Origin of the sequence: Mycobacterium sp. 3519A, from assembly GCF_900240945.1 — a bacterium.
In the GTDB taxonomy this organism is placed as follows: Bacteria; Actinomycetota; Actinomycetes; order Mycobacteriales; family Mycobacteriaceae; genus Mycobacterium.
On sequence record NZ_OESG01000013.1, the window covers coordinates 2,041,954 to 2,066,273 of the forward strand.

26 protein-coding genes are annotated in these 24,320 nt (G+C 67.0%); 5 read left to right on the top strand and 21 right to left on the bottom strand.

Going from position 1 to position 24,320, the window contains the following annotated elements; translation table 11 throughout:
• From hypE to C1A30_RS17835, 16 genes are all read right to left on the bottom strand, one after another.
• Complete coding sequence (hypE, locus tag C1A30_RS17760; RefSeq protein ID WP_101949503.1) at positions 1–1,086, bottom strand: hydrogenase expression/formation protein HypE; 1,086 nt, start codon at positions 1,084–1,086, stop codon at positions 1–3.
• A complete protein-coding gene (locus C1A30_RS17765; protein WP_101949504.1) occupies positions 1,083–1,754 on the bottom strand; it encodes an SIS domain-containing protein in 672 nt (223 codons plus the stop codon). Before C1A30_RS17765 ends, hypE begins: the two co-directional genes overlap by 4 nt.
• The gene (locus C1A30_RS17770) at positions 1,751–2,467 is read right to left on the bottom strand and encodes a HypC/HybG/HupF family hydrogenase formation chaperone (protein WP_101949505.1); all 717 of its coding nucleotides are present in this window, start codon (positions 2,465–2,467) and stop codon (positions 1,751–1,753) included. Before C1A30_RS17770 ends, C1A30_RS17765 begins: the two co-directional genes overlap by 4 nt.
• Positions 2,464–3,156: a DUF6390 family protein gene (locus C1A30_RS17775; protein WP_101949506.1), complete on the bottom strand. Its 693-nt coding sequence runs from the start codon at positions 3,154–3,156 to the stop codon at positions 2,464–2,466. The genes C1A30_RS17770 and C1A30_RS17775 overlap by 4 nt, the downstream gene beginning before the upstream one ends.
• On the bottom strand, positions 3,153–5,426 hold the full coding sequence (gene hypF, locus C1A30_RS17780; protein WP_101949507.1) for a carbamoyltransferase HypF: 2,274 nt from the start codon (positions 5,424–5,426) through the stop codon (positions 3,153–3,155). The genes C1A30_RS17775 and hypF overlap by 4 nt, the downstream gene beginning before the upstream one ends.
• Positions 5,423–5,677 (bottom strand): HypC/HybG/HupF family hydrogenase formation chaperone, encoded by a 255-nt coding sequence (locus C1A30_RS17785; protein ID WP_101949508.1) that lies wholly within the window; start codon positions 5,675–5,677, stop codon positions 5,423–5,425. Before C1A30_RS17785 ends, hypF begins: the two co-directional genes overlap by 4 nt.
• Before the next feature lie 2 nt (positions 5,678–5,679).
• On the bottom strand, positions 5,680–6,150 hold the full coding sequence (locus C1A30_RS17790; RefSeq protein ID WP_101949509.1) for a hydrogenase maturation protease: 471 nt from the start codon (positions 6,148–6,150) through the stop codon (positions 5,680–5,682).
• A gap of 138 nt (positions 6,151–6,288) precedes the next feature.
• The gene (locus C1A30_RS17795; protein ID WP_101949510.1) at positions 6,289–7,557 is read right to left on the bottom strand and encodes a hypothetical protein; all 1,269 of its coding nucleotides are present in this window, start codon (positions 7,555–7,557) and stop codon (positions 6,289–6,291) included.
• A complete protein-coding gene (locus tag C1A30_RS17800; RefSeq protein WP_101949511.1) occupies positions 7,554–8,195 on the bottom strand; it encodes a DUF6084 family protein in 642 nt (213 codons plus the stop codon). Before C1A30_RS17800 ends, C1A30_RS17795 begins: the two co-directional genes overlap by 4 nt.
• Complete coding sequence (locus C1A30_RS17805) at positions 8,192–8,830, bottom strand: DUF5947 family protein (RefSeq protein ID WP_101949512.1); 639 nt, start codon at positions 8,828–8,830, stop codon at positions 8,192–8,194. The genes C1A30_RS17800 and C1A30_RS17805 overlap by 4 nt, the downstream gene beginning before the upstream one ends.
• Positions 8,830–9,720: a NifU family protein gene (locus tag C1A30_RS17810; protein ID WP_101949513.1), complete on the bottom strand. Its 891-nt coding sequence runs from the start codon at positions 9,718–9,720 to the stop codon at positions 8,830–8,832. The genes C1A30_RS17805 and C1A30_RS17810 overlap by 1 nt, the downstream gene beginning before the upstream one ends.
• Before the next feature lie 3 nt (positions 9,721–9,723).
• A complete protein-coding gene (locus C1A30_RS17815) occupies positions 9,724–11,520 on the bottom strand; it encodes a nickel-dependent hydrogenase large subunit (protein WP_101949514.1) in 1,797 nt (598 codons plus the stop codon).
• A gap of 78 nt (positions 11,521–11,598) precedes the next feature.
• On the bottom strand, positions 11,599–12,654 hold the full coding sequence (locus C1A30_RS17820; protein WP_101949515.1) for a hydrogenase expression protein HypE: 1,056 nt from the start codon (positions 12,652–12,654) through the stop codon (positions 11,599–11,601).
• Positions 12,655–12,779: 125 nt separating this feature from the next.
• On the bottom strand, positions 12,780–13,529 hold the full coding sequence (gene hypB / locus C1A30_RS17825; RefSeq protein WP_101949516.1) for a hydrogenase nickel incorporation protein HypB: 750 nt from the start codon (positions 13,527–13,529) through the stop codon (positions 12,780–12,782).
• Position 13,530: 1 nt separating this feature from the next.
• Positions 13,531–13,860, bottom strand: a complete 330-nt coding sequence (locus C1A30_RS17830) for a hydrogenase maturation nickel metallochaperone HypA (protein WP_067798670.1) — start codon at positions 13,858–13,860, stop codon at positions 13,531–13,533.
• A gap of 65 nt (positions 13,861–13,925) precedes the next feature.
• Complete coding sequence (locus tag C1A30_RS17835) at positions 13,926–14,816, bottom strand: alpha/beta hydrolase (RefSeq protein WP_101949517.1); 891 nt, start codon at positions 14,814–14,816, stop codon at positions 13,926–13,928.
• A gap of 190 nt (positions 14,817–15,006) precedes the next feature.
• Between C1A30_RS17835 and recA the strand changes: the two genes are divergently transcribed.
• From recA to C1A30_RS17850, 3 genes are read left to right on the top strand one after another with little or no spacing between them, the layout of a single operon-like run.
• Positions 15,007–16,059, top strand: a complete 1,053-nt coding sequence (gene recA / locus C1A30_RS17840) for a recombinase RecA (protein ID WP_101949518.1) — start codon at positions 15,007–15,009, stop codon at positions 16,057–16,059.
• Positions 16,028–16,558: a recombination regulator RecX gene (gene recX / locus C1A30_RS17845; RefSeq protein ID WP_101949519.1), complete on the top strand. Its 531-nt coding sequence runs from the start codon at positions 16,028–16,030 to the stop codon at positions 16,556–16,558. The genes recA and recX overlap by 32 nt, the downstream gene beginning before the upstream one ends.
• A gap of 24 nt (positions 16,559–16,582) precedes the next feature.
• Positions 16,583–17,407 (top strand): TIGR03560 family F420-dependent LLM class oxidoreductase, encoded by an 825-nt coding sequence (locus C1A30_RS17850; RefSeq protein ID WP_101949520.1) that lies wholly within the window; start codon positions 16,583–16,585, stop codon positions 17,405–17,407.
• A gap of 1 nt (position 17,408) precedes the next feature.
• Here C1A30_RS17850 and C1A30_RS17855 read toward each other — a convergent pair whose 3' ends face one another.
• The 4 genes from C1A30_RS17855 to C1A30_RS17870 are packed head-to-tail and all read right to left on the bottom strand — an operon-like array spanning position 17,409 to position 20,564.
• Positions 17,409–18,296, bottom strand: coding sequence for an amino acid ABC transporter permease (locus C1A30_RS17855; RefSeq protein ID WP_101949521.1), 888 nt, complete (start codon positions 18,294–18,296; stop codon positions 17,409–17,411).
• Positions 18,296–18,976, bottom strand: coding sequence for an amino acid ABC transporter permease (locus C1A30_RS17860; protein WP_101949522.1), 681 nt, complete (start codon positions 18,974–18,976; stop codon positions 18,296–18,298). Before C1A30_RS17860 ends, C1A30_RS17855 begins: the two co-directional genes overlap by 1 nt.
• A gap of 17 nt (positions 18,977–18,993) precedes the next feature.
• Positions 18,994–19,812, bottom strand: a complete 819-nt coding sequence (locus tag C1A30_RS17865; RefSeq protein WP_101949523.1) for a glutamate ABC transporter substrate-binding protein — start codon at positions 19,810–19,812, stop codon at positions 18,994–18,996.
• A gap of 23 nt (positions 19,813–19,835) precedes the next feature.
• Positions 19,836–20,564, bottom strand: coding sequence for an amino acid ABC transporter ATP-binding protein (locus C1A30_RS17870; RefSeq protein ID WP_200828371.1), 729 nt, complete (start codon positions 20,562–20,564; stop codon positions 19,836–19,838).
• Between the two features lie 121 nt (positions 20,565–20,685).
• Between C1A30_RS17870 and miaB the strand changes: the two genes are divergently transcribed.
• Complete coding sequence (gene miaB / locus C1A30_RS17875; protein WP_255413230.1) at positions 20,686–22,272, top strand: tRNA (N6-isopentenyl adenosine(37)-C2)-methylthiotransferase MiaB; 1,587 nt, start codon at positions 20,686–20,688, stop codon at positions 22,270–22,272.
• Positions 22,269–22,898: a hypothetical protein gene (locus C1A30_RS17880; RefSeq protein WP_101950280.1), complete on the top strand. Its 630-nt coding sequence runs from the start codon at positions 22,269–22,271 to the stop codon at positions 22,896–22,898. Before miaB ends, C1A30_RS17880 begins: the two co-directional genes overlap by 4 nt.
• Positions 22,899–22,972: 74 nt before the next feature.
• Here C1A30_RS17880 and C1A30_RS17885 read toward each other — a convergent pair whose 3' ends face one another.
• Positions 22,973–24,301, bottom strand: coding sequence for a DUF349 domain-containing protein (locus C1A30_RS17885; protein WP_101949525.1), 1,329 nt, complete (start codon positions 24,299–24,301; stop codon positions 22,973–22,975).
• Positions 24,302–24,320 lie beyond the last annotated feature (19 nt).

A 24,320-nucleotide genomic window follows, 5' to 3' on the forward strand; every position in this document is an offset into this window, starting at 1 on the left:
TCAGCAGATCCGGGGCAGCGGGTCGCCAACGAGCATGTCGACGATCCGGCTGCCGCCGAAAGACGTTCTCAGCGCGACGATCCCGGGCGGTTCGGGCACAATCTCGCCGACCACCGCGGCGTCGGCGCCTTGCGGATGTTCGCGCAGCGCGGCCACCGCCACGTCCGCCTCCTCAGCGGCGACTATCGCGACGAACTTGCCCTCGTTCGCCACGTACAGCGGGTCGATGCCGAGCATGTCGCAGGCTCCGAGCACCTGCGGTTGCAAGGGCAGCGCGGCCTCGTCGAGGATGACCGCGAACGGGCGGTCCTTCACCAGTTCGTTGGCGACGGTGCCGACGCCGCCGCGAGTCGCATCGCGCATCCACCGCGTGGACGGTGCTGCAGCGCACAGGATTTCGACGAGTTCATGCACCGGCGCGGTGTCGGACGCGATATCGGCGTCGATGGCCAGGTCGCCACGGGCCAGCATGACGGCCATCCCGTGTTCGCCGATGGTCCCGGACAGCAGCACCTTGTCGCCGGGCACGACGCTTTCTCGGGACAACTGCCTGCCGTCGGGGATCACGCCAACGCCCGCGGTGCAGATGTAGACGCCGTCGGCGGCGCCCTTGCCCACGACTTTGGTGTCGCCGGTGACGATCTGCACGCCGGCATTGGCCGCGGCCTCGCTCATGTCGGCGACGATCTCGCGGAGTTCGGCGATCGGAAACCCTTCCTCGATGACGAACGCCGCCGACAGCCATTGCGGCCTGGCGCCTGACACCGCGAGGTCGTTGATGGTGCCGTGCACCGCGACGTGGCCGACGGAGCCGCCAGGAAAGCGCCGCGGGGAAACGACATACGAGTCGGTCGAGAAGGCGAGTCGTTCGCCCGACGATGTGCGTAGCGCCGCGGCATCGCCGAGTTGTTCGAGTTCGTCGTTGCGGAACGCCTCGAGGAACACCGCGTCGACGAGCGCGGCCGACGACTTGCCACCCGCGCCGTGCGCGAGCGTCACCACGTCGTCGAGCAGCCGCGGTCTGCGCTGGCGAAACTTGTCGATCCGTTCCAGCACCCGGTCTTCGCGGTCTGCGGTGGTGCTCATGCGCGTGCCCCCGACATCGGGCGCGCCATGTGCTCCTGGGTGACCGACCACAACCGGTACCCGAGCATCGCGTGGCTTTCCTGAATGCGGTGAATGCTCTGCGAATGCACCGTGTAGCAGAAGTCGAATTCGTCGGCGGCGGCCATCCTGCCGCCATCGTGTCCGGAGAACCCGATGGTCAGCAGCCCGCGCCGCTTCGCCTCGCCGATCGCGGTCATCAGGTCTTCGGAGTTGCCCGACGTGGACAATGCGATGGCCACATCGCGATCCCGTGCGTGCGCGATGATCTGGCGCTTGAAGATCAGATCGAACCCGACGTCGTTACCCAGCGCGGTCACCACCGCTTCGTCGGCGGCCAGCGACCACGCCGCCACCGGGCGGCCGCGCGCAGGCCGACTGAACAGCGTCGCCAGCGTCGCGGCGTCGGTGGAACTGCCACCGTTGCCGAGCGTGTAGAGCCTGCCGCCGCGTAGGAACCGCTCTGCGGCCGCAATACCCGCCGCGGTCAGCGCGTCCGAGTACTCGTCGAGCGAGTCCTGTTGCAGCCGTGCGCTTTCAGCGGCCTTGCCGCGGGCTGACGCGGCCAGGTCGTCGAGCAGGCTGGTGGCGTCGCTCTCCTCGGAGTCGATGAACGGATACAGAAAACCCGTGTTCTCGTGAGTCGTCATGCGTTGACCTCCAGACGTGTGATCGCCGCTCCGGCGTGGACCAGGATCAGGTCGTTGACCCGCGCCTCGCCGAGGATCGTGGTGTCCACCCACTCCTCACCGCCTGCGGTGCGCACGAGCGCCTGGCCGTCGACAGGCTCGAGCACCACTTCGCCCAATCGCCCCTCGTCGCTGCACGTCACGCACACCTCTTCTGCTGCTTGCGGTTTGAGCAGTCCTGGGTGTTCGAAGCAGACATGGGTGAGCTCCCACAGCAGGTGATACATCAGCACGAAGGTGCCCGTGGCGGGCACCATCGGGTCGTCGGAGTCGATCCACAAGACGTGGTCGGCCGCACCCGCGGGCGGTCGCGGCCCCGAACCGATCCACAGCGTGAGCACACCCCACGCGGGTGCGCGCCGCATCGCGTCGACGACCGCGGGCTGGTCCGCGGACGCCACCGCGATCAGCAGATCACCCGGCTGACTGGCGACCCTGGCCTGCGCGACGGGGTCCGGGTCGACCAGCGCCACGGACGGCAGCGCCCGTTTACCCACGATCACCGGATGGACGAACTCGACGGCGACATGGTGGGCGTGCGGCTCCCACTGCGGCGCGATCACCCACAACGTGGCGCCGTCGTGGAATCTGCGAGCCAAATCCAGTGCTGCGGCGGCCAGGTCGGCGGACAACTCGACGCCGATGTACGACCCCCCGAGTTGCGTCGTCGTCATCTTCGCTCTCCCCTCAAACTGTTCACCACGTCGAGCGTGGCCGATGTGGCGGATTCCAATGCGGTGCACTGGTCATCGGTGAGCGTCTGGCACACCCAATTCCAATGCGCGGCAACGATCGACCCCCGCTCGGGAGTGTCGGTCAGAGTCAACCCACCCTTGCGCCACTGCACCCGCTCGGGTTGCGGCGGACCGAGGGTGAGCATCCCGCCGGCGAATCGCAGCGGCGGCGACGCGATCACCACCCGGTCGCCGTCGACCGATTCGACGGTTCCCCAGCGGATCCGGCAGTCCTGCATCACGCCAAGCGCCGTCGCGGGATCGCGGTCGAGGAACCGCAGCCACGGATACACCACGAACACGTGGAAACTGTGATGCGCCAACACACCCGGGCCAGGCATGACCGCATCGAGCAGTCCGGTGACCTGCCCGGTGAACGATGCGCGCAGCGTTGCCAGCAGATCGGTGGGATCCACCTTCGCCAGCGCCGGGCCGCCCACCCAGTAGCTACCGACGATCTCGTCGTCGAGGGGATCGCAGACGCCGACCGCGTCGGCGATGACCGACAGGTAGGGCCAGGCGCCGTCGAACTCCCTGGCGTGTGCGGCCAACCCGGATGCGTCGCCGCCCGCAGGCCCGCAGTAGCCGAGCTCGTTCGGCGGATAGGCGTACTGCTCGAACAACGTCATCCGCTGGTACCCACCATCAGTTGGCCCAACGCGATACCGCCGTCGTTGGGTGGCACCGCGCGGTGCGTGATCGCGTCGATTCCCTCGGCCTGCAAGCTATCCAACGTCAACTGCAGCAGCAGCGCGTTCTGGAACACCCCGCCGGACAACGCGACGGTTGGTGCGGCGTCACGTGCCGCGACGGCAATGGCGACGATCAGGTCGGCGACGGCGCGATGGAACCGAGCACCGATCACGCCTGCAGGGACGCCGGCGCGCCGGTCGCCGACCACCGCGCGGAGCACGGGTCGCGGGTCGATCACGTCGTCGCGCACATCGAAGGCGTAGCCGCCCGCGCCGCAGTCGACGCCACGGGACAGGCCCTCCAACTCGATGGCCGCCTGGGCTTCGTAGGCCACCAGCTGCCGTACGCCGATGAGCGCGGACACCGCGTCGAACAAACGGCCCATGCTGGAGGTCGGCACACATCCCAGGCCGGTGTCGAGTTGGTGTTGCAGCACTCGTTGCTCGTCGGCCGGGCATGCGGCCACCGGCGGTAAGTCCTCGTCCCAAGGGATTTCAGCGGACCACAAGTGGGCGAGCGCCATCCGGTACGGCCGTAACACGCTGACATCGCCGCCGGCGAGCGGTACATACGACAGGTGTGCCAGCCGTCGGTAGCCCTTGTAGGTGGCGAGCAGCACCTCGCCACCCCACACCGCCGCGTCTGGTCCGTAGCCCGTCCCGTCGAACGCGAAACCGAGCACCTGCTGCGACTCGTCGAGGCCGTGTTCGGCCATCACCGCGGCGATGTGCGCGTGGTGGTGTTGCACGGTCCGCACGGGCAGGCCCGCGGCGTTGCGGTGCGCCCACGCGGTCGACCGGTACAGCGGATGGGCGTCGGCCACCAGCATTTCCGGTTCGACGGCGGTCAGTTCGCGCAAGTGCCGCTGCGCGGCATCGAAGGCGGACAGCGTCGCCAGGTCGTCCATGTCGCCGATGTGCTGGCTCAGCCACGCGTACTTGCCGTCGGCGACGGCCATCGTGTTCTTCAGGTCCGCCCCGACCGCCATGGTGGGCGGCACCGCGACCGGGAGCGCGATCGGCAGTGGCGCGTACCCGCGGGACCGCCGGATCGCCAACTCCTGGGTGCCCACCACTCGCACCACGGAGTCGTCGCACGGCACCAGGATCTCCCGATCGTGCCACAACCAGCCGTCGGCCAGTTGGGAAAGCCGCTGGCGCGCATCGTCGTCGGTGAAGCAGATCGGTTCACTCGCCAGATTGCCCGACGTCATCACCAGCACACGAGGGCCGTCCGGGTCGCCGGGCAGCCCGAACAGCAGCGTGTGCAGCGGCGTGTAGGCGGTCATCACGCCGAGGTCGGGATTGCGCGGCGCCACCGCATCGGCGACCGCTGCACCATGCCGACGCGGCATCAGCACGATCGGCCGCTGCGGCCCTGTCAACAACCGCGCCGACGCATCGTCGACGTGCGCGACGGCACGCGCCGTGGCCAGGTCGGGGACCATCACCGCGAACGGCTTGTCGCCGCGCCGCTTTCGCCGCCGCAGTTCGGCGACCGCCTGCTCGTCGCCGGCGTCGCAGGCCAGGTGGTAGCCGCCGACACCCTTGATCGCCAGGATGCCGCCGGAACGCAACAGGTGCCGCGCCGACACCAGGGCGTCGTCGCCGTCGGTCACCCGGGAGTCGTCGGTGTAGCGCAGTTGCGGCCCGCAATTCGGGCAGCACACCGGCTGGGCGTGGAACCGTCGGTCGGTGGGATCGGTGTACTCCCTGGCGCATTCGGCGCACATCGGGAATTTCGCCATCGTGGTGGTGGCGCGGTCGTAGGGCAGGCCGGCGATGATCGTGAAGCGGGGGCCGCAGTTGGTGCAGTTGATGAACGGGTGGCGGTAGCGCCGGTCGGTCGGGTCGCGCAATTCGGCGGCGCAGTCGGCGCACATCGCGACGTCGGGGGAGGCCAGTGTGCGGCCACCGCCTGCCCGCGTGGTATCGGCGATGGTGAACCCGGTGCCACCGACGAGCGGGATGTCCTGACTCTCAATCGATTCGATGACCGAGAGCGGCGGTGGGCTGTCGCGTAGCCACACCAGGAAGCGCTCGAGGTCTGTCGTGTCGCCCTCGATCTCGATGACGGCACCGGTGGTGTCGTTGCGTACCGACCCTGACAATCCCAGGGCGGCCGCGCATGCGTAGACGAACGGGCGGAAGCCGACTCCCTGGACCACCCCGTGCACGCAGACACGCAACCGGCGCCGGGTGGTCATGGCGACGTCTCGGTTTCGCGGGCTCTGCCCATCAGTTCCAAGCCCTCCATCGCCGCGTCGGCGCCCGCTTTGTCGGTCTTTTCGACGACGAACCCCATGTGGATGATCACCCAGTCGCCGGGCTCGAACGTCTCCTCCGGCAACATCCCCACGTTGACCTTGCGTTGCTCACCGGCGACGTCGACCAGGGCGAGTTGGTCGCCGTAGCCCTCCAACATGCGGATGACGCGGCCCGGAATGCCAAGGCACATGTTCAGCCTCCCTTCACCGGTGCGAGCAAGCGGCCCAGTACGTCTTCCAGCGCGTGCACGGCGTCCGGAATGGCAGCGGCAACCTCATCGGAAAGCCCGATGCCTTCGTCGACATTCGCGGCTTCGCAGCCGATCACCACGGTGTACGGCGGTGTGCCGCCCAGCGCGTTGAGGCTGGCGAACACCGCCCCGGGGTCCATCGCGTGTGCATCCAGACCGGTGGTCGCGGTGAGGCTTTCGTGGTCGGCCTCGAACACGTGGATGGTGCCCGGTGCGCCGCGACTGGGGATCGCGTCGATCAGGATCAGCGCTTCGCAGCCGTCGATCAGGTCGTAGGCCAGGTGCATGCCCTTGATGCCGTAGTCCACCAACTCGACGCGCGGACCCGCGAGCCGATGCGGGACGTGGCGCATCACCTCGGGGCCGAAACCGTCGTCCCCGAGGAAGATGTTGCCGATCCCGGCTACCAGAATCCGAGACGTGAGAACACCTCGTTCACAGTCACATCCGACGCATCTTCATGTACCGGCGCGCGTCCGGGATGTTGACGAGACCGACGACCACACCTGCGACGACGACGGCTGCGATGACGGCCACGGCGACCCATCCCACTACGTCCATGTCGAACTCCTTTCGTCGAGTGGTTCCACTTCATCGGGTGCGAAGTACAGGTAGCGGCCGTAGGCGTCGTGCAGGTCGGCGGCCGGGTCGTCCTCGAGGACGACGCCGACGTGCCGGTCGCCGTCGACGTCCTCGTGCACCGAGGCGACCCGCGCGACCCTGTCGGCGTAGAAGAGGTCCTGGGCATCGGCTCGCCGCGACGGATGCAGCCGCACCCTGCTGCCGCGGCTCACCCGTCTGCCGTTGACCACGATCGCGTCAAGGTCCGGGCGAACCGCGTTGTCCGCCTTCGGGTCCCACCAGTCCATGTCCGCGGGAACCTCGGGTATCAGCCCATGCGGATCGCGCAGCACGCCGTGCAGATCCAGCATGGCCTCCGGTGACATCGCGTCGCAGCGGTCGATGATCTCAGCGGCACGCGGATCGGTGGCGCGGGCCTGCGCCTTCTCCTCTTCGGTCATGGTCATGACCCGCAGCGTGAGGATCTCGTCGATCTCCGTGGAGTCGTACAGTGCGCCCTTGCTCTGTTCGGCGATCTCGGGATGGTCGTAGAGGATGATCGGGGAGACCAGGACGAGGTCCCGGGTATCCGGTGGGCCCGCGAGCACAGGGAAGCACCGGTGATGCCGGCAGCGCGCGGCGGCAGCGGCCGCGGAATCGGGTGGTTCCAGCAGCGATACGAACTCGCCGCCGGTCACCGCCACAAGCAGATGGGTGCCGATCAGCGACGTCGCGATCGCGTCGTCTTTGTCGGCCGCGGGTGCGGCGGTGTTGCGCACGGCCAGCGAGACTCGCACCAGGTCGCCGTCGGCCTCGGCGGAGACGTCGAGTTGGCCGTGCAACGCGCGGCGGGTGCGCACCAGCCTGCCCCCGTCGACGTGCTCGATGTCCGTCCCCGCGGGCACCGAAATGTCCACGGTGCGGGGCAGACTGGTGAGCGGCAACGGGGGGATGGCGATTTCGCATTCGACGGCCTCGTCCCAGGTGAGCCATTTCGTGCCAGCAGCGTCCCGGTGCTGCAGTTGCAGGAACCGCACCAGCCCTGACAGGACCGGACTGCCGGTCGGGCGCACCAGCACCTGCGCGGACAGGGCGTCCTCCTCGCCGATGCCGGTGGACGCTGCGCCCTGCGGTCCCAGCACACCAAACTGCCAGCGCGACTGGTTCTTTCCTGAGGTGGCCCGGTACGGATACAGCAGATACCCCTCGTAGAGCACCGCATCGGCGACGGCGCGGGCATGGTCCCAGGCGGCGGTCATGAGAGCTCCCTGGCAGCCGAGTTCTGCGCCAACAGCGAGGCGATGGCCTCGTCGAAGCCGAGCAGGCCGCGCGCCGAACGGTAGGCGGCCAGCGCATCGATGGTGTCGCGGTGCAACCGCAGCCATCCCGTGTTCGGGAAGTGCTGCCGAATCAGATCGCGCCACACCGACACCGGCATGTCGTAGCGCTCCTCGCGGTCCCACGGCACCTGCTGGACAGTGAAGCCGTTGCTGCCGCGCTCGAAAACCGTTCCGCTGAACAGAAATTGCAGCGGTATGGCGCCGTCGCGCAGCGCGTGCAGGTACTTCGACGCCGCCACCTCGAAGTCGTAGGTGCATTCCAGCGGCAGCTGCACCTGGGTGGTACCGGTGAAACCCGGCACCATCGCGGCCGCGTGCTGCCACAGGAACGAGTGCTGGGTGGCGGCCCAGCGGTTGCGCGGCCCGAACAGGTCCACCAGTTCGGCGCCCTCGTCGTCGGAATACTGGCGGCGCGACGGCTCGATGCGGACCTGACAGCGCAGGGCGATCGCGTGTACATCGGCGACCGATGCGATGCCCACCCGCGCCATCAGGATCGGCGTCCCCGCATAGGGTTCCGGCGTGACGTCGACGACGGCGAAGGTGATGTCGGTCATGTCGCCTCGACCACCTTGCTGCGGCGCTCGAGACGTTCGAAGAACTCGTCGACATATCTGCGCGCATCTTGTCCGCCGTCGACCCCCCGCCACAGCATCCGTAGTGTGCCGACGAATTCGTAGCAGGCGTCGATCGGCACCAGAAAAGCCTGCGGTTCGGCGGATTCGTGTTCGGGTACCCGAACCAGCAGCGCTTCGGTGTCCTGGGCGATGGCGTCCACCCGGGGATCGGCGGTGCGAATGTCGTTCCACGCCCGCAGATCCAGTTCGGATTCGGTGGCGCCTGCCGGCCCGGGATAGAACGCCACGGTCCGGCCCAGCGTCGAGTTGTGGAAGAAGAACGCCAACCCGACCGGGATCTGCAACGCCTCCCAGGCTCGGCGGTCGAGCGCGAAATCGTCGAACGCCAGGTAGCGGTCGGGGATGGCGCGATAGCGCAACTCGGCCGCGGTGTCGGTGAACAGCAGATAGCAGCCGCGGCAGACGCACATCAGTTGTCTGCCTTCCAGATTCACCACATGCTGATGCTCGTCGGCGATGGCCTCGGCGCACATCTCGCACCGTTCACCGGCGGCCTGAGGCGCTCCGCGGCCGGCACGGATCCGGGCCAGCACGTCCACCACGTCGCCGTCCATCAGGCCACCACCTCACCGACGGCCATCGACAGCACGCCGTCGCGCACCAGCACCGGCAGCGGATCGAGATGGCAGTCGCCTCCCACGCCTGCGCCCGCGTGCACGGCGTCGAAGGCTGCACCGCACGCCGGACAGTGCAACACCGAACCACGCAGTGGCGCGCCGGCCATCGCACCGAAGCAACTGGGACACCGGTCGCGGTAGGCGAACACGTCATCCCCGATCCGGCACGCCAGCGCGGTGACGCCGGCGACCCGGAAGCCGCCGACTTCACCGTCAGCCAGTTCGGCCAGTTCCGGGACGGGCTGCCACCGATGTCCGTTGCCGTGCACCCGGTGTAGCAGCGCCTCGGCCGGAATGACGCCCGCGGTGGGATCTGTCTCTGGTGCAACCACTTTGATCGCGGTGATCTCGGGTGCGGCGGCGCGCACTGCATCCTCGACCGCCAGTTCCAGCGTCACCGACGACGACGGACAACTCTTGCAGCTGCCCTGGAACTGAAGCCGAACCACGCCGTCCTCGACGCCGAGCAGTGACACGTCGCCGCCGTGCGACCCGAGGTAGGGCCGCACACTGTCCAGCGCGTCGGACACCCGTCGCGACACGTCGTGCGGATGGAGACCGTGCACCAGCAGCAGGCTGGCCACCAGGTCGTCGGCCGCAAACCGGTCCGCCAGTACCGGATCCGCGGCCAACGCCACGTCCATCATCCGCTCCAGCACCGCGCCGTACAGGTCGGTGACTTCACGGACCAGTTGTTCGGCGCGTTCCCGCGCGACCGCGCCGCCCGAGGACGACGCGTCGAGCAGGGTTTGGATTCGCTCGCCCGCTGTGCGCCACTGCGCGTCGTCCTGGGAATCGGTGAGACCTGGCAGTGTCGGCGGGGCCATACGCTATTCCCCGGTCAGCGATTGGGTGGGGGAGTGCAGCAGATCCAGTGATTTACCCTTGCCGAGGTACATGTGCACCCCGCACGGCAGACATGGATCGAAGCTGCGCACCGTGCGCATGACGTCGATGCCCTTGAAGTGCTCCCTGTCGTTCTCCTCGAAGATCGGCTGGCCCTGCACCGCATCCTCGTACGGGCCCGGAGTGCCGTAGCTGTCGCGTGGATTGGCGTTCCATGGCGTCGGGGGATACGGGTGGTAGTTCGCGATCTTGCCGTCGCGAATCACCATGTGGTGGGACAGCACGCCGCGCACCGCCTCGGTGAAGCCGCATCCGATGCCCTCGTCGGGCACCTCGAAGCGCTCCCACGTCTTGGTGCGGCCCGCGCGGATCTCGGTCAGTGCCTTCTCCGCAAAGTGCAGCGCGCACGCCGCGGCGTAGGCCTGGAAGTAGGTCCTGGCCCGGTTGCGTTCCAGTGTGTTGCTGCCGTACTGCGGCACCTTCCACTCCAACGACACCGGGCCTTTGAGCGCGGTCTTCGGCAGGTTGATCTGTACGCTGCTGCCGGTGGCCTTGACGTAGCCGATGTCCACCAGGCCGGCGAGCGCGGTGGCCCACAGCCGGGCCAGCGGACCGCCGCCGGTGTCCAGCGCCAGGTGGTCCTTGCCGTCGAACCACCGCGGCGACATCACCCAGCTGTACTTGTCGTCGAAGTCACGCTTCTGCGGGCGCGGGTTGGTGTGCTGGTTCCACGGATGGCGCCGGTCGATCGGGTTGCCGAGCGGGTCGGTCTTGACGAACATCTCCTGATCGGTCCAGTCGTCGTAGTAACTGTGGCCCAACAGGATCCGGATGCCGAGGTTGATGTCCACCAGTGAGTGGGTGTGCAGCTTGCCGTCGATGACGATGCCGGGTGTGACGAACATCGCGTCGCCCCAGCGCTCCATGTCCTTGTAGGCGAAGTTGCACACTTCAGGATCCTGGAACGAACCCCAGCAGCCCAGCAGGGTGCGCCGCAGCCCGACCTGGTCGTAGCCGGGCAGCGCTTCGTAGAAGAAGTCGAACAGGTCGTCGTGCATCGGCACGACCGACTTCATGAACTCCACATACCGCATCAGCCGGGTCATGTAGTCCGTCATCAACTGCACCGTGGCGGTGGTGCCGATGCCGCCGGGATACAGCGTCGACGGGTGGACGTGCCTTCCCTCCATGAGGCAGAACATCTCTCGCGTCCACCGGCTGACTTGCAACGCCTCCCGGTAGAACTCCCCGGTGAACGGGTTGAGCGCGCGCATGATGTCGGCGATCGTCCGGTAGCCGTGCATGTCGGCGTGCGGTGCCTGGGTGTTCTCGGCCTTGGCCAGCACACTCGGATTGGTCTCCGACACCATCTTCTCGCAGTAGTCCACGCCGACCAGATTCTCCTGGAAGATGTTGTGGTCGAACATGTATTCCGCGGCCTCACCGAGGTTGATGAGCCACTCACCGAGGTGCGGGGGTTTCACCCCGTAGGCCATGTTCTGGCAATAGCACGAACAGGTGCAGTGGTTGTCGCCGCAGATACCGCAGATGCGGCTGGTGATGAAGTGCGCGTCGCGAGGATCCTTGCCCTTCATGAAGATCGAATAGCCGCGGAAGATCGACGACGTGCTGTGACACTCGACGACCTCCCTGTTTTCGAAGTCGATCTTGGTGTAGATGCCAAGGCTGCCGACGATGCGGGTGATGGGATCCCACGCCATCTCGACCAGTTGACCGGGATCGCGCTTCACATGTGACGGCTCGGGGATGGTCGTTGTCATCGAAGTGTTCTCTTTCGTCTAATGAGCAGCGCTACAACGTATGTCGTAAACACGCGCGGCGGCCCGAAGGGCCGGCACCTACCAGGTGCGGGTCGCTCCGGTTTCGAGTTTCGTGCCGCGATGCCGCCACTTCGGTTCCTTGTCCACGGTGCGCCCCGTGACCTGGCGAAGGCTGCGGATGACCGAGCCGTATAACCCCGATGCGGTGGTGGACACCTTGCCGCCGGGCGGCTCGTCCATGAACGGCATGAACTTGTCCGGGAAGCCGGGCATCGTGCACCCGATGCAGATGCCGCCGACGTTCGGGCAGCCGCCGATGCCGTTGATCCAGCCCCGTTTCGGCACGTTGCATTTGACGACGGGTCCCCAACAGCCCAGTTTGACAATGCATTTCGGCGATCCGTACTCGGTCGCGAAATCGCCCTGCTCGTAATAGCCTGCACGGTCGCAGCCCTCGTGCACGCTGGCGCCGAACAGCCACTTGGGCCGCAGCGCGTCGTCCAGCGGAATCATCGGCGCCTGATCGGTCGCCATGTAGAGCAGATACGTCAGCGTCTCGGCGAGATTGTCCGGATGGATCGGGCAGCCCGGCACACAGACGATCGGGATGCCTGCCTTGCTCTTCCAATCCCAGCCGAGGTAGTCGGGCACACCCATGGCGCCCGTCGGATTCCCCGCCATCGCGTGGATGCCGCCGTAGGTGGCGCAGGTGCCGACAGCGACGACCGCGGTTGCCTTCGGCGTCAACCGGTCCAGCCATTCGCTTGTCGTCATCGGCTGTCCGGTCGCGGGGTCGTTGCCGAACCCGCACCAGTAGCCCTCGTCCTTGATCTGCTCATTTGGAATGGACCCCTCGACAACGAGAACGAACGGGTCGAGTTCACCCCGGTCGGCCTTGAAAAACCATTCCAAAAAATCGTCAGCGCCCCCAGCGGGTCCGCACTCGAAATCGATCAGGGGCCAGTGGACGGCGATCTTGGGCAGCCCGGGAAGCGCGCCGAGCGCGATCTCCTCGATGCTGGGTTGGGTGGCGGCAGTCAACGCCACCGAATCACCGTCACAACTCAAGCCCGCGTTGATCCAAAGAACGTGAATCAACGCCTCTTCCGCTTTGACTGCTGCTTCGCTTGGCATGCGTAACAGCTTTCTCGGGGCCGGGGCTGGCGGCTCCCGTAGCAGGAACAAGCGGCGCCGATTTCTTCAGCACCAAACCTGGGTTTACTCCCGGCCGAATGTCTTGTCAACGGGTCTTAGGGACATTAGACGTTGTTTGCCAGAACCCCGATTTCCGTGCGGATCCAGTCGTACCATGCGTCCAGTCCCTCGCCGCTCGTCGCGGAAACCGGCAAGATTTCCACGCACGGGTTCACAGACCGCGCGAAACCGAAACACGTTTCAAGATCAAAGTTTACGTACGGAACAAGATCGATCTTGTTGATCAGCACCAGTCCCGCGGCGGCGAACATGTGCGGGTACTTCAACGGCTTGTCGTGACCTTCGGTCACCGAGATCACCACGACTTTGCTGCGCTCACCGAGATCGAACAGCGCCGGGCACACCAGATTGCCGACGTTCTCGATGAAGAGCAACGACTGCGGGTCGGGTTTCAAGGCGTGAAGTGCGCGGTGAACCATGTCGGCGTCGAGGTGACAGCCAGCGCCGGTGTTCACTTGGACGGCGCGCGCGCCCGCGGCCCGAATTCGCTCGGCGTCGAGCAGCGTTTCCTGGTCGCCCTCGATGACGGCGACGGGATGGTTGCCGCCAAGCTCGCGAACGGTGCGTTCGAGCAGTGTGGTCTTGCCTGCGCCCGGTGAACTCGTCACGTTCAGCGCGAGGATCGCCCGTTCGGCCAACCACTGCCGGTTGTGTTCGGCGATCTCATCGTTTCGTGCGAGCACCTTCTGCTCGAGCGTGATGGTCTCGGTGTGAGGAACGTGGTCGTGCGGGTGCGGGTCGCCGGCGACCGTGACGGTCGCACCGTCGTCGCCGCACCCGCATGTCGCGCACATGTCAGCTCACTTCCATCGACAGGATTCTCAGGTCTCGTCCCGCGAGCACCTCGACATCAGCGCTGCCGCAAGGGCACAACAGGATCAGGTCCGGTAGTTCGAACGTCTGACCGCAGGTGCGACAGCGAGCGGCGCCGGGCTGGACGGCGAGGTCGAGGCGGGCGCCGTCGGCGACGGTGCCTTCGGTGGCGAGGTCGAAACAGAACCGCATCGCGTCGGGCACAACCGCGCACAGGGCGCCGACTTCGACCTTGACGCTGTGCACATGGCGACCCGCGGCGTGCTCACACACCGCGTCGACGACACTCTGCGTGATCGCCATCTCGTGCATGTCGGTCCGTTCTGGCCGGATGACTCACGATAGGACTCGTGTCGGGGACGGGTCCAGCGATCCGGTCAAGCCGTGACTTCTGCGAACACCCGCTGGAGGAATTCGACTTGATCCGCCTTGGCTTTCGGATCGTGGTAGATCGCGAAGTGTCCGTAGGGGTAGCGGCGCAATTCACCGCGGGGCGCCCGGTGCGCCGCCTTGATCGTCGACCCCGGCGGTGTGGTGGTGTCGTCTTCGCAGACGCAGACCAGCAGTGGCATCGCCAGTCGCGCGGTGCCGCGCCCGGGCCGGTAGAACGGGAATCGCAGCATCAACCGGGCAGCGAACTCGTTGCGCCACAGTGAATTCGGCGGCACGATCGCTTCGAAGCCGGGTTTGGCGTCGGGCTCGGTCATCGCTGCGAAGGTGCCGGGCGCCCCGCCTGCGGGCACCAGGAGGGGCGGGGGGCCGCGCCATGCCCGCCACTGGTCTCGCAGCCCGAGAAGCAGGAGACGGGCGCTGGTTTTCGGTGGCACTTTCATCATGGCGGGGGTGGGATCGGGGAACGGCGCCCGGGCGATCACCGCCCCGACACGGGGGTCGCCTGCCGCGACGGCCAGCACATGACCGCCGCTGAACGACGAACCCCACAACACGATTCTGTCGGGGTCGACGCCGTCGAGTCGGCGGGCCCAGGCCACGACCGCGCGGTAGTCGTCGTGCTGGCGGCCGATGTCGAGCAGTTGGCGCGGTTCGCCGGTCGACGCGCCGAAGTGCCGGTAGTCGAACACGACGACGGCGAACCCGGCATCGCGGAACGCCTCGGCGTAGGCGGGCAGTCCGTCGTCGCGGGTGGCGGAGAACCCGTGTGCCATCACGACGCAGGGCACGGCGCCGTCGGTGGCCTCGGGCCGGTAGAGATAGGCGGCGATCTGCTCGCCGCGGTAGGGGATGCGGACGTCAGCTGGTGCGGGCATAAGGGCGAATCTATCCCCGCGGCGGTCCGTACGGCGTGTCTTCTTGAATCGAACAGGTGTTCGTCTACTGTGAGCAGTGTTCGACGGCTAGATGCTGGTCAGGCCGACTTGTCGGTGGCGGCCTCTAGCGTCACGGCCAACTGATCGACCACCGATCAACCGAACAGCTGACTAGGACGGAGAGCACCCCATGGCGCAGGCACCGGATCGCGAGAAAGCCCTCGAACTGGCACTCGCACAAATTGAGAAGAACCACGGCAAGGGCTCGGTGATGCGGCTCGGCGAGGAGGTGCGTCAGCCGATCTCCGTCATCCCCACCGGGTCGATCGCCCTGGACGTGGCGCTCGGCATCGGCGGGCTGCCGCGCGGCCGGGTCGTCGAGATCTACGGCCCGGAATCCTCCGGTAAGACCACCGTCGCGCTGCACGCGGTGGCCAACGCACAGGCCGCGGGCGGCATCGCGGCGTTTATCGACGCCGAGCACGCGCTGGATCCGGAGTACGCCAAGAAGCTCGGGGTGGACACCGATTCGCTGCTGGTGTCCCAACCGGACACCGGGGAGCAGGCGCTGGAGATCGCCGACATGCTGATCCGGTCCGGCGCAATCGACATCCTGGTCATCGACTCGGTGGCCGCGCTGGTGCCGCGCGCGGAAATCGAGGGTGAGATGGGCGACAGCCACGTCGGTCTGCAGGCCAGGTTGATGAGCCAGGCGCTGCGGAAGATGACTGGCGCGCTGAACAATGCGGGCACCACCGCCATCTTCATCAACCAGCTCCGCGAGAAGATCGGCGTGATGTTCGGAAGTCCTGAAACGACAACGGGCGGAAAGGCTTTGAAGTTCTACGCCTCCGTCCGGCTGGACGTCAGGCGAATCGAGACGCTGAAGGACGGCACCGACGCGGTCGGTAACCGCACCCGCGTCAAGGTCGTCAAGAACAAGGTGTCGCCGCCGTTCAAGCAGGCCGAGTTCGACATCCTCTACGGCAAGGGCATCAGCAAGGAAGGCTCGCTCATCGACATGGGTGTCGAGCACGGCTTCATCCGCAAGTCCGGCTCCTGGTTCACCTATGAGGGCGAGCAGTTGGGCCAGGGCAAGGAGAACGCCCGCAACTTCTTGCTGGAGAACGTCGACGTGGCCAACGAGATCGAGAAGAAGATCAAGGAAAAGCTCGGCATCGGTGCCGACGTGACAGCCACCCCGACCGGCGATGACGTCCTGCCCGCCCCAGTCGACTTCTGAGGCGCCCGCGCCCAAACGTGAGGAGCAGGCGCACGACCTCTGTCTGCGCCTGCTCACCGTGCGGGCACGCACCCGCGCCGAACTCGAAGGGCAGTTGGCCAAGCGGGGCTACCCCGACGACGTCAGCGGGCGTGTGCTCGACAGGCTCGCCGAGGTCGGCCTGGTCGACGACGCCGACTTCGCCGAGCAGTGGGTGCGCTCGCGACGGGCCAACGCGGGAAAAGGCAAGCGCGCGTTGGCCGCTGAGCTGCGCAACAAGGGTGTCGACAACGACGTGATCACCGCGACGCTCGCCGATATCGACGCCGGAGCGGAACGCCAGCGCGCCGAGCAACTGGTGCGTGACAAGCTGCGCCGGGAGAAACTCGTCGACGGCGACGACGCCAAGGTCGTGCGGCGACTCGTCGGGATGCTGGCTCGCCGCGGCTACAGCCAGTCGATGGCGTTCGACGTGGTCAAGGTCGAACTCGCCGCCGAACAGGAACGTCGACGCGTCTAGCGCGAGCACGGCATACTTGCGCAGATGCTGCTCTCCGCCAAGCTCGCGCCGACGTTCGATTACCCGGTGCTGCAGGAGTTCTGGACACGCGCCGACGAGTTGGGCTTTCACTCGGTGGCCAACTACGACCACTTCTACGGGTTGACCGACCACACCGACCCGACGTTCGAAGCGTGGACGTCGTTGGCGGCCATGGCGGCGGTCGTGCGGCGTGCGCGGGTGAGCTGTCTGGTCAGCGGGGTGTTGTACCGCAACCCGGCGGTACTGGCGAAGATGGCGGTGACGGTCGACCACATCAGCGGTGGCCGACTGGATTTCGGCCTCGGCGCGGGCTGGCATGAGGAGGAGCACCGCGGCTACGGGCTCGACTTCCCCGGCCCGGGTGTGCGCGTCGGCATGCTCGACGAGGCGCTCACGATCATCCGCAGGCTGTGGACCGAGGACAGGGTGACGTTCGACGGCAGGTACTACCGCGTGCACGACGCGCTGTGCAATCCGAAGCCGCTGCAGCGACCGCATCCACCGATCGTCGTCGGCGGTGAGAAGCCCAAGATGTTGCGCGTCATCGCCCGGCACGCCGACGAATGGAACGTGCCAAGCCATGGCGATGTCGCGTTGTGGGCCGAGACCAGCGCACGCCTCGACGACGCGTGCGCGGAGGTCGGTCGCGATCCCGCCGAGATCCGGCGCTCGATCCAACTGTTCGTTCGGCCTGCCGAGCCGGGGCATCTCGAAGAGCAGTTGGCGCATCTTCCCGAGCTGGTGGACCGCGGCTGCGAGCACGTGGTGCTGTCGTTCTACCAGCCGCCGACCGGGCAGCAACTCGAGCGCTGCGCCGAGTTCCTGTAGCTCAGATGGTGCCGCCGGCACCCGCCCCGAACGAGCCCTGCGTGACCGGCTGGATGTGCATCGGCTCGGGACCGCGGCGCGATCGGCGCATCCGGCCTTCCAGCCACGTCGCGAACCAGGACAGCGAGAAGTTCACCGCGATCATCAACACCGCGATGACGATCAGCGCGGGAACGTAGTTGCCGTAGGCGGATCCGACCTGGGTGCCCTGGCGCACCATCTCCAGGAAGGTGATCTGGTAGCCGATCGCGGTGTCCTTGAGGACGACCACCATCTGCGAGATCAGCACCGGCAACATCGACGTGATGGCCTGCGGCAGCAGGATCGACCGCATGGTCTGCCCCCACCGCAGCCCCAGCGCGGACGCGGCCTCGGACTGCCCGCGGGGCAGCGCGTTGACCCCGGCCCTGACGATCTCGGCGATCACCGCGCCGTTGTACAGCGTCAGTCCGGTGATCACACCCGCCAGCGCCAGGTGCTTGGACGGGAACACGTCATACGTCGCATACAGGAAGTAGGCGAAGATCATCATGATCAGCACCGGCACCGCGCGGAAGAACTCCACGAACACCGACGCGGGCCAGCGGATCGCCGGGTGAGTGGACAGCCGGCCAACCCCCAGCAGGAAGCCCAGCGCCAACGCCAGCACGATCGACACCGCGGCCGCGGTGAGCGTGCCCTGCACACCCGGCAGGATGTAGGTCTTCCACAGGTTCGCGGTCAGGAACGGCTCCCACTTCGCCGCGGTGAGTTGGCCCTTGGACTGCAGCTTCGAATACACCACCCACAGCACCAGCAGGGTGACGATCACCGTCACGATCGACACGATGCGGTTGCGGACCAACGCCCGCGGTCCAGGCGCGTCGAACAGAACCGACGATCCACTCATCAGCGCGCCACCGCCAACCGTTTCCCGAGCCAGCCGAAGAACAACCCCATCGGCAGGGTCAGGATGACGAACCCGAACATGAAGATGGCGCCGATGGAGAGCAACGCCGCCTCGTTCTCGATCATCTCCTTCATCAGCAGCGCCGCTTCCGCCACGCCGATTGCCGATGCGATCGTGGTGTTCTTGGTCAACGCGATCAGCACCGAACCGAGGGGGTTGATCACCGCGCGAAAAGCCTGCGGCAGCAGGATCATTCGCAGGTTCTGCCCGAACGTCAACCCGAGTGAACGCGCGGCCTCCGCCTGGCCGAGCGGCACGGTGTTCACCCCGGAGCGCACCGTCTCACAGACGAATGACGCTGTGTAGACCACGAATCCGAGCACCGCCAGCCGAAAGTTGCTGTCCTCGATCGATGTCGGCGACTTCGAGTCCACCAACGTGATGCCCAGCGTCTGCGACAGGCCGAACGAGCAGAACAGGATGATCAGCGTCAGCGGAGTGTTGCGGACCACGTTGACGTAGGCCGTGCCGATCCAGTTGAGCATCGGAACTGGCGAAAGCCGCATGGCCGCCAACAGGGTACCCAGGATCAGCGCCCCGACGGCCGACAGCGCCGTCAGCTGGATGGTCGTCCAGAACGCTCCAAGGACGTCGTAGGAACTCGTGCCGAAACGAATCACCTGGCGCCTTTACCGGGTCAGCAGGCGGCGGGAGTCGGCGGTGTCGGAGCGGCCAGACCGGCGGGGCCGAGGTTCTTGTCCCACGCGGCCTTCCACGCGCCGTCGGACTCCATCTTCTTGATCGCGTCGGTGATCTTGGTGCACAGCTCGGTGTCACCCTTCTTCAAACCGATGCCGTAGTTCTCCTCGGAGAACGGCTTGCCGACGATCTTGAAGACACCGGGGCTCTGCGCGGCGTAGCCGGCCAGGATCACCTCATCGGTGGTCACCGCATCGATGGCGCCGTTCTTCAGCGCCTCGATGCAGGCCGAATAGGTGTCGTACTGCTGCAGCTGGACGCCGGGGTACTTGTCCTTGATCCGCTGCGCAGGCGTGGAGCCGGACACCGAGCACAGCTTCTTGTTGTTCTGCAGCGACTCGGGGCCGGTGATGTCGGAGTTGTCGGCCTTGACCAGCAGGCTCTGCCCGGTGACCAGATACGGTCCGGCGAAGCTGACCTTCTCCTTGCGGGCATCGGTGATCGAGTAGGTCGCGGCGATGAACTTGACCTGGTCGTTCTGGATCAGCGTCTCGCGCTGACCGGACGGCGATTCCTTCCACTCGATCTTGCCTTCGTCGTAGCCGAGCTCCTTGGCGACGTACTTCGCGACGTCGACGTCGAACCCGCTCATCGTCCCGTCGGGATTCTTCAGGCCGAGGCCGGGCTGGTCGAACTTCGTGCCGATGACGATCTTGTCGCCGCCGCCGCCCCCGCCGCCACCACAGGCCGTCGCAGCGAACGGCAGGGCGATTGCGAGTGCGACGACACCGATGGCACGCACTGAGATGGACCGCATGTTTTTTCGTTCCTTTCGCGGGGTTAGTGCTTCAGGATCTTGCTGAGGAAGTCTTTGGCTCGGTCGGACTTCGGATTCTCGAAGAAGTCGGCCGGCTCGGCCGACTCGACGATCGCACCGTCGGCCATGAACACCACGCGGTTGGCGGCGCCTCGGGCGAATCCCATCTCGTGGGTGACCACCACCATGGTCATGCCGTCCTTCGCCAACCCGGTCATGACGTTCAGCACCTCGCTGATCATCTCCGGGTCCAGCGCGCTGGTCGGCTCGTCGAACAACATCACCTTCGGGTTCATCGCCAGCGAGCGGGCGATCGCGACGCGCTGCTGCTGTCCGCCCGAAAGCTGTGCCGGGTACTTGTCGGCCTGGTTGGCCACCCCGACCCGCTCGAGCAACTCCATGGCCTTCGCGCGCGCCTTGTCCTTGGACACCTTGCGCACCTTCATCGGCGCCAGCATGACGTTGTCCAGAATTGTCTTGTGCGCGAACAGATTGAAGGACTGGAACACCATCCCGACGTCGGAGCGCAACTGGGCCAGCTTGCGACCTTCGGCGGGAAGCACCTCGCCGTCGATCGCGATGGTGCCCTCGTCGATGGGTTCGAGCCGATTGATGGTGCGGCACAACGTGGACTTCCCCGACCCGGACGGCCCGAGCACGACGATCACCTGTCCGCGATCGACCTCCAGGTTGATGTCCTTGAGCACATGGAGGCTGCCGAAGTGCTTGTTGACGCCCTTGATAGAGATCATCGGCACGCCTGAGGGAGTCGATTTCACCACTTCCGCATCGGTCCCCGTGGCTTCCATGGGTGCAGACATTACCCAGGGAATGCCCAGCTTGCCTGGAACTCGCGAATCCACTCCGATCACCATGTCGGCACGTCCGTACCATGGGTCCGTGACTTCAGTGGTGGCGCAGCAGGCGACGGCAGGCTCTGCTGTTCGCTCGTCGGCGCGCACCTACCAGGTCCGCACCTATGGCTGCCAGATGAATGTGCACGACTCCGAACGGCTGGCCGGGTTGCTGGAAGCGGCGGGTTATGAGCGCGCGGCCGACGGATCCGACGCCGATGTGGTGGTGTTCAACACCTGCGCCGTGCGCGAGAACGCTGACAACAAGCTGTACGGAAACCTGAGCCACCTCGCGCCGCGCAAGCAGACCGACCCCGATATGCAGATCGCCGTCGGCGGCTGTCTGGCGCAGAAGGACCGCGACACCGTGCTGTCCAAGGCGCCGTGGGTCGACGTCGTGTTCGGCACCCACAACATCGGGTCGCTGCCGACGCTGCTCGAACGGGCGCGCCACAATCGCAAGGCCCAGGTCGAAATCGTCGAAGCCCTTGAGGAATTCCCGTCGGCTTTGCCTGCGGCCCGCGAATCCGCCTACGCCGCTTGGGTTTCCATCTCCGTCGGTTGCAACAACACGTGCACGTTCTGCATCGTGCCCGCGCTACGCGGCAAAGAGGTCGACCGCGGACCGGGTGACGTGCTGGCCGAAGTGCAGACCCTCGTCGATCAGGGCGTGCTCGAGGTGACGCTGCTCGGTCAGAACGTCAACGCCTACGGTGTCTCGTTCGCCGACCCGGAGCAGCCGCGTGACCGCGGCGCGTTCGCCAAGTTGTTGCGCGCCTGCGGCCGTATCGACGGCCTCGAGCGGGTCCGGTTCACCTCGCCGCACCCCGCCGAGTTCACCGACGACGTGATCGAGGCGATGGCGCAGACACCGAATGTCTGTCCGACGCTGCACATGCCGCTGCAATCCGGCTCCGACCGGATCCTGCGCGCCATGCGGCGGTCCTACCGCGCCGAGAAGTACCTCGGCATCATCGACCGCGTCCGGGCGGCCATCCCGCACGCCGCGATCACCACCGATCTGATCGTCGGGTTTCCCGGCGAGACCGAAGCAGACTTCGCGGCCACCCTCGAAGTGGTTGAGCGGGCCAGGTTCTCCAGCGCGTTCACCTTCCAATACTCGAAGCGGCCAGGTACCCCCGCCGCCGAGTTGGCCGACCAGCTGCCCAAAGCCGTTGTCCAGGAACGCTATCAGCGGCTCATCGAACTGCAGGAGCGCATCTCGCTAGAGGAGAACACCGCCCAGATCGGGCGCACCGTGGAACTGCTGGTGGCCACCGGCGAAGGACGCAAAGACGCCAGCACCGCCCGCATGTCGGGGCGGGCCCGCGACGGCCGGTTGGTGCACTTCGACCCCGCGGGCCTCGACATCCGGCCCGGCGACGTGGTCACCGCCACCGTCACCGGCGCCGCGCCGCATCACCTGATCGCCGACGGGGGCCCGCACTCGCACCGGCGCACCAGGGCCGGCGACGCACACGCGGCGGGGCGCAAACCCCGCACCGGTGTGGGAGCCGAAGGGTCGGCGACATCCAGCGTGGGCCTTGGCATGCCCGCCGTCGGCATGCCTGCGCCGCAGCCGACTTCCTCCGGGTGTGCCCGTTGACCTCCGGTAAAGACAACAACGGCAAGTTCGACGAGTTCAAGGGTGATCTGGAGGCGGCCGAACGCCGGGTGGCGCGTGAAATCGACCCTGGCGCACGAGCTTTGGCGCTCGCCATCGCCGTGTTCGTGCTACTGCTGACGTTCATCCTCCCGCACACCGGCAGCGCGAGAGGCTGGGACGTGCTGGTGGGCGACAACGCGGCGATCGCCAACGGCATCGCGCTGCCGTCACGGGTGTTCGTCTGGTTCGCGCTGGTGTTCGGCGTCGGCTTCTCCATGCTGGCGCTGCTCACCCGGCGCTGGGCGTTGGCGTGGATCGCGCTCGCCGGATCGACGGTCGCCTCGTTCACCGGCCTGCTGGCGGTGTGGTCGCGGCAGACCGCCCCCGCAGACGGTCCCGGCCCCGGCATCGGCCTGATCATCGCCTGGCTCGCGGTCATCACGCTGGCGTTCAACTGGGCACGCGCGGTGTGGGCGCGCACCGCGCTGCAACTCGCGGCCGAGGAGCAGCGCCGTCAGGACGCCGCCAAACGTCAGAACAAGAAGTTGATGGACACCATCAACGACGACGACAGCGACACCGACGACGACACCGACGACGGGCCGCCGAAGACCCAACCTCAATGACGCTGCGCTGAGGGTGCAAAAGTGCCTACAGCGCACGCCCTGAGCGCAGAGTCAACGCCCAAGACGCCGAAGACCTAGGCCCGCTTGCCCAACGCCTGCGCCGCCGCGTCGGCCCACTGCCGCCACTGTTCGGCGTTGGCCCGCGCCTCCTCGGCGTCCTTCGTCCGTCCGGCCGCCTGCGCCTTCTCCGCCTGCCGCTCGTATTGCTCTGCGCGAGCACGGAATTGGTCCGCCCTGGCCTGCGCCTCGGGATCGACGCCGCCGGTAGGCGCGTCGCGCACCTTCTTCTCGATGGCACGCAGTCGGCGTTCCAACTCGGCGCCCCGCTCGCGGGGCACCTTGCCGATCGCGTCCCACTTATCGCCGATCGCGCGCAGCGCCGCCCGCGCGGCTTCCAGGTCGGAGGTGTCGACCTTCTCGGCCTCGGCCAGCAGCGCCTCCTTGGCTTCGGCGTTCGCGCGCAATTCCGCGTCGCGCTCGGAACTGGCCGCGTTGCGGGCTGAGAAGAAGATGTCCTGCGCGGCCTTGAACCGCTGCCACAGCGCGTCGTCGACGTCTTTGGCGGCGCGGCCCGCCGCCTTCCACTCGGTCAACAAGTCGCGGAACGCGGCACTGGTCGGGCCCCAGTCCGTCGAGCCGGACAGTTCCTCGGCGCGTTCACACAACGCCTCCTTGGCCTGCCGCGCGCCTGCGCGTTCGCGGTCCAGTTCGGCGAAATGCGAACCGCGGCGGCGGTTGAAGGTCTCGCGAGCCGTCGAATACCGCTTCCACAACGCGTCGTCGGTCTTGCGGTCCAGCCCGCTGATCGTCCGCCATTCCTCGAGGATCTCGCGCAACCGGTCGCCGGCGACCTTCCACTGCGTCGAATTGGCCGCGATGTCCTCGGCCTCGACCGCCAACGCCTCCTTGCGGGCCGTCTGCGCGGCACGGAACTCGTCGCGCTTGGCCCGCTCCGCCTGCGCGGCCTCGTCGGCGTGTTCGACGATCGTGCCCAACCGGGCCGCCAACGCGTCGACGTCACCGAGCACATGGGCCTCCGGCAGCGTCTCGGCGAGCGCGGCCGCGGCGGCCCTGATCTTGCGCGCGTCGCCCGTGCCGGACTCCAACCGGCGCTCCATCAGCGCCACCTCGGTGTGCAGATCGTCGAAGCGACGGCCGAAGTGCTCGAACGCCGCCTCGGGATCACCGGCCTGCCACGAGCCGATCACCCGTTCACCGGCGCCGGTGATCAGCCAGACGGTGCCGTCGGGGTCGACGCGGCCGAACCGGTGCGGATCGCTCGCCGCGGGCACGGCGACCGTCGGCGTCGGATGCGGCCCCGGGCGGGGCGCCGGCCGCGGCGGTCCTGGCCGGGGTACGGGTTTGGGGACGGCGGACTGACCGCCCTGCTCGCTGGTCGTCATCTGGCGTTACCTCGACCCT

Excerpts from the sequence above, each read along its gene's own strand:
- hypE (WP_101949503.1), bottom strand. The coding sequence starts at position 1,086 with ATGAGCACCACCGCAGACCGCGAAGACCGGGTGCTGGAACGGATCGAC.
- C1A30_RS17765 (WP_101949504.1), bottom strand. The coding sequence starts at position 1,754 with ATGACGACTCACGAGAACACGGGTTTTCTGTATCCGTTCATCGACTCC.
- C1A30_RS17770 (WP_101949505.1), bottom strand. The coding sequence starts at position 2,467 with ATGACGACGACGCAACTCGGGGGGTCGTACATCGGCGTCGAGTTGTCC.
- C1A30_RS17775 (WP_101949506.1), bottom strand. The coding sequence starts at position 3,156 with ATGACGTTGTTCGAGCAGTACGCCTATCCGCCGAACGAGCTCGGCTAC.
- hypF (WP_101949507.1), bottom strand. The coding sequence starts at position 5,426 with ATGACCACCCGGCGCCGGTTGCGTGTCTGCGTGCACGGGGTGGTCCAG.
- C1A30_RS17785 (WP_101949508.1), bottom strand. The coding sequence starts at position 5,677 with ATGTGCCTTGGCATTCCGGGCCGCGTCATCCGCATGTTGGAGGGCTAC.
- C1A30_RS17795 (WP_101949510.1), bottom strand. The coding sequence starts at position 7,557 with ATGACCGCCGCCTGGGACCATGCCCGCGCCGTCGCCGATGCGGTGCTC.
- C1A30_RS17800 (WP_101949511.1), bottom strand. The coding sequence starts at position 8,195 with ATGACCGACATCACCTTCGCCGTCGTCGACGTCACGCCGGAACCCTAT.
- C1A30_RS17805 (WP_101949512.1), bottom strand. The coding sequence starts at position 8,830 with ATGGACGGCGACGTGGTGGACGTGCTGGCCCGGATCCGTGCCGGCCGC.
- C1A30_RS17810 (WP_101949513.1), bottom strand. The coding sequence starts at position 9,720 with ATGGCCCCGCCGACACTGCCAGGTCTCACCGATTCCCAGGACGACGCG.
- C1A30_RS17815 (WP_101949514.1), bottom strand. The coding sequence starts at position 11,520 with ATGACAACGACCATCCCCGAGCCGTCACATGTGAAGCGCGATCCCGGT.
- C1A30_RS17820 (WP_101949515.1), bottom strand. The coding sequence starts at position 12,654 with ATGCCAAGCGAAGCAGCAGTCAAAGCGGAAGAGGCGTTGATTCACGTT.
- hypB (WP_101949516.1), bottom strand. The coding sequence starts at position 13,529 with ATGTGCGCGACATGCGGGTGCGGCGACGACGGTGCGACCGTCACGGTC.
- C1A30_RS17830 (WP_067798670.1), bottom strand. The coding sequence starts at position 13,860 with ATGCACGAGATGGCGATCACGCAGAGTGTCGTCGACGCGGTGTGTGAG.
- C1A30_RS17835 (WP_101949517.1), bottom strand. The coding sequence starts at position 14,816 with ATGCCCGCACCAGCTGACGTCCGCATCCCCTACCGCGGCGAGCAGATC.
- recA (WP_101949518.1), top strand. The coding sequence starts at position 15,007 with ATGGCGCAGGCACCGGATCGCGAGAAAGCCCTCGAACTGGCACTCGCA.
- recX (WP_101949519.1), top strand. The coding sequence starts at position 16,028 with ATGACGTCCTGCCCGCCCCAGTCGACTTCTGAGGCGCCCGCGCCCAAA.
- C1A30_RS17850 (WP_101949520.1), top strand. The coding sequence starts at position 16,583 with ATGCTGCTCTCCGCCAAGCTCGCGCCGACGTTCGATTACCCGGTGCTG.
- C1A30_RS17855 (WP_101949521.1), bottom strand. The coding sequence starts at position 18,296 with ATGAGTGGATCGTCGGTTCTGTTCGACGCGCCTGGACCGCGGGCGTTG.
- C1A30_RS17865 (WP_101949523.1), bottom strand. The coding sequence starts at position 19,812 with ATGCGGTCCATCTCAGTGCGTGCCATCGGTGTCGTCGCACTCGCAATC.
- C1A30_RS17870 (WP_200828371.1), bottom strand. The coding sequence starts at position 20,564 with ATGATCTCTATCAAGGGCGTCAACAAGCACTTCGGCAGCCTCCATGTG.
- miaB (WP_255413230.1), top strand. The coding sequence starts at position 20,686 with ATGTCGGCACGTCCGTACCATGGGTCCGTGACTTCAGTGGTGGCGCAG.
- C1A30_RS17885 (WP_101949525.1), bottom strand. The coding sequence starts at position 24,301 with ATGACGACCAGCGAGCAGGGCGGTCAGTCCGCCGTCCCCAAACCCGTA.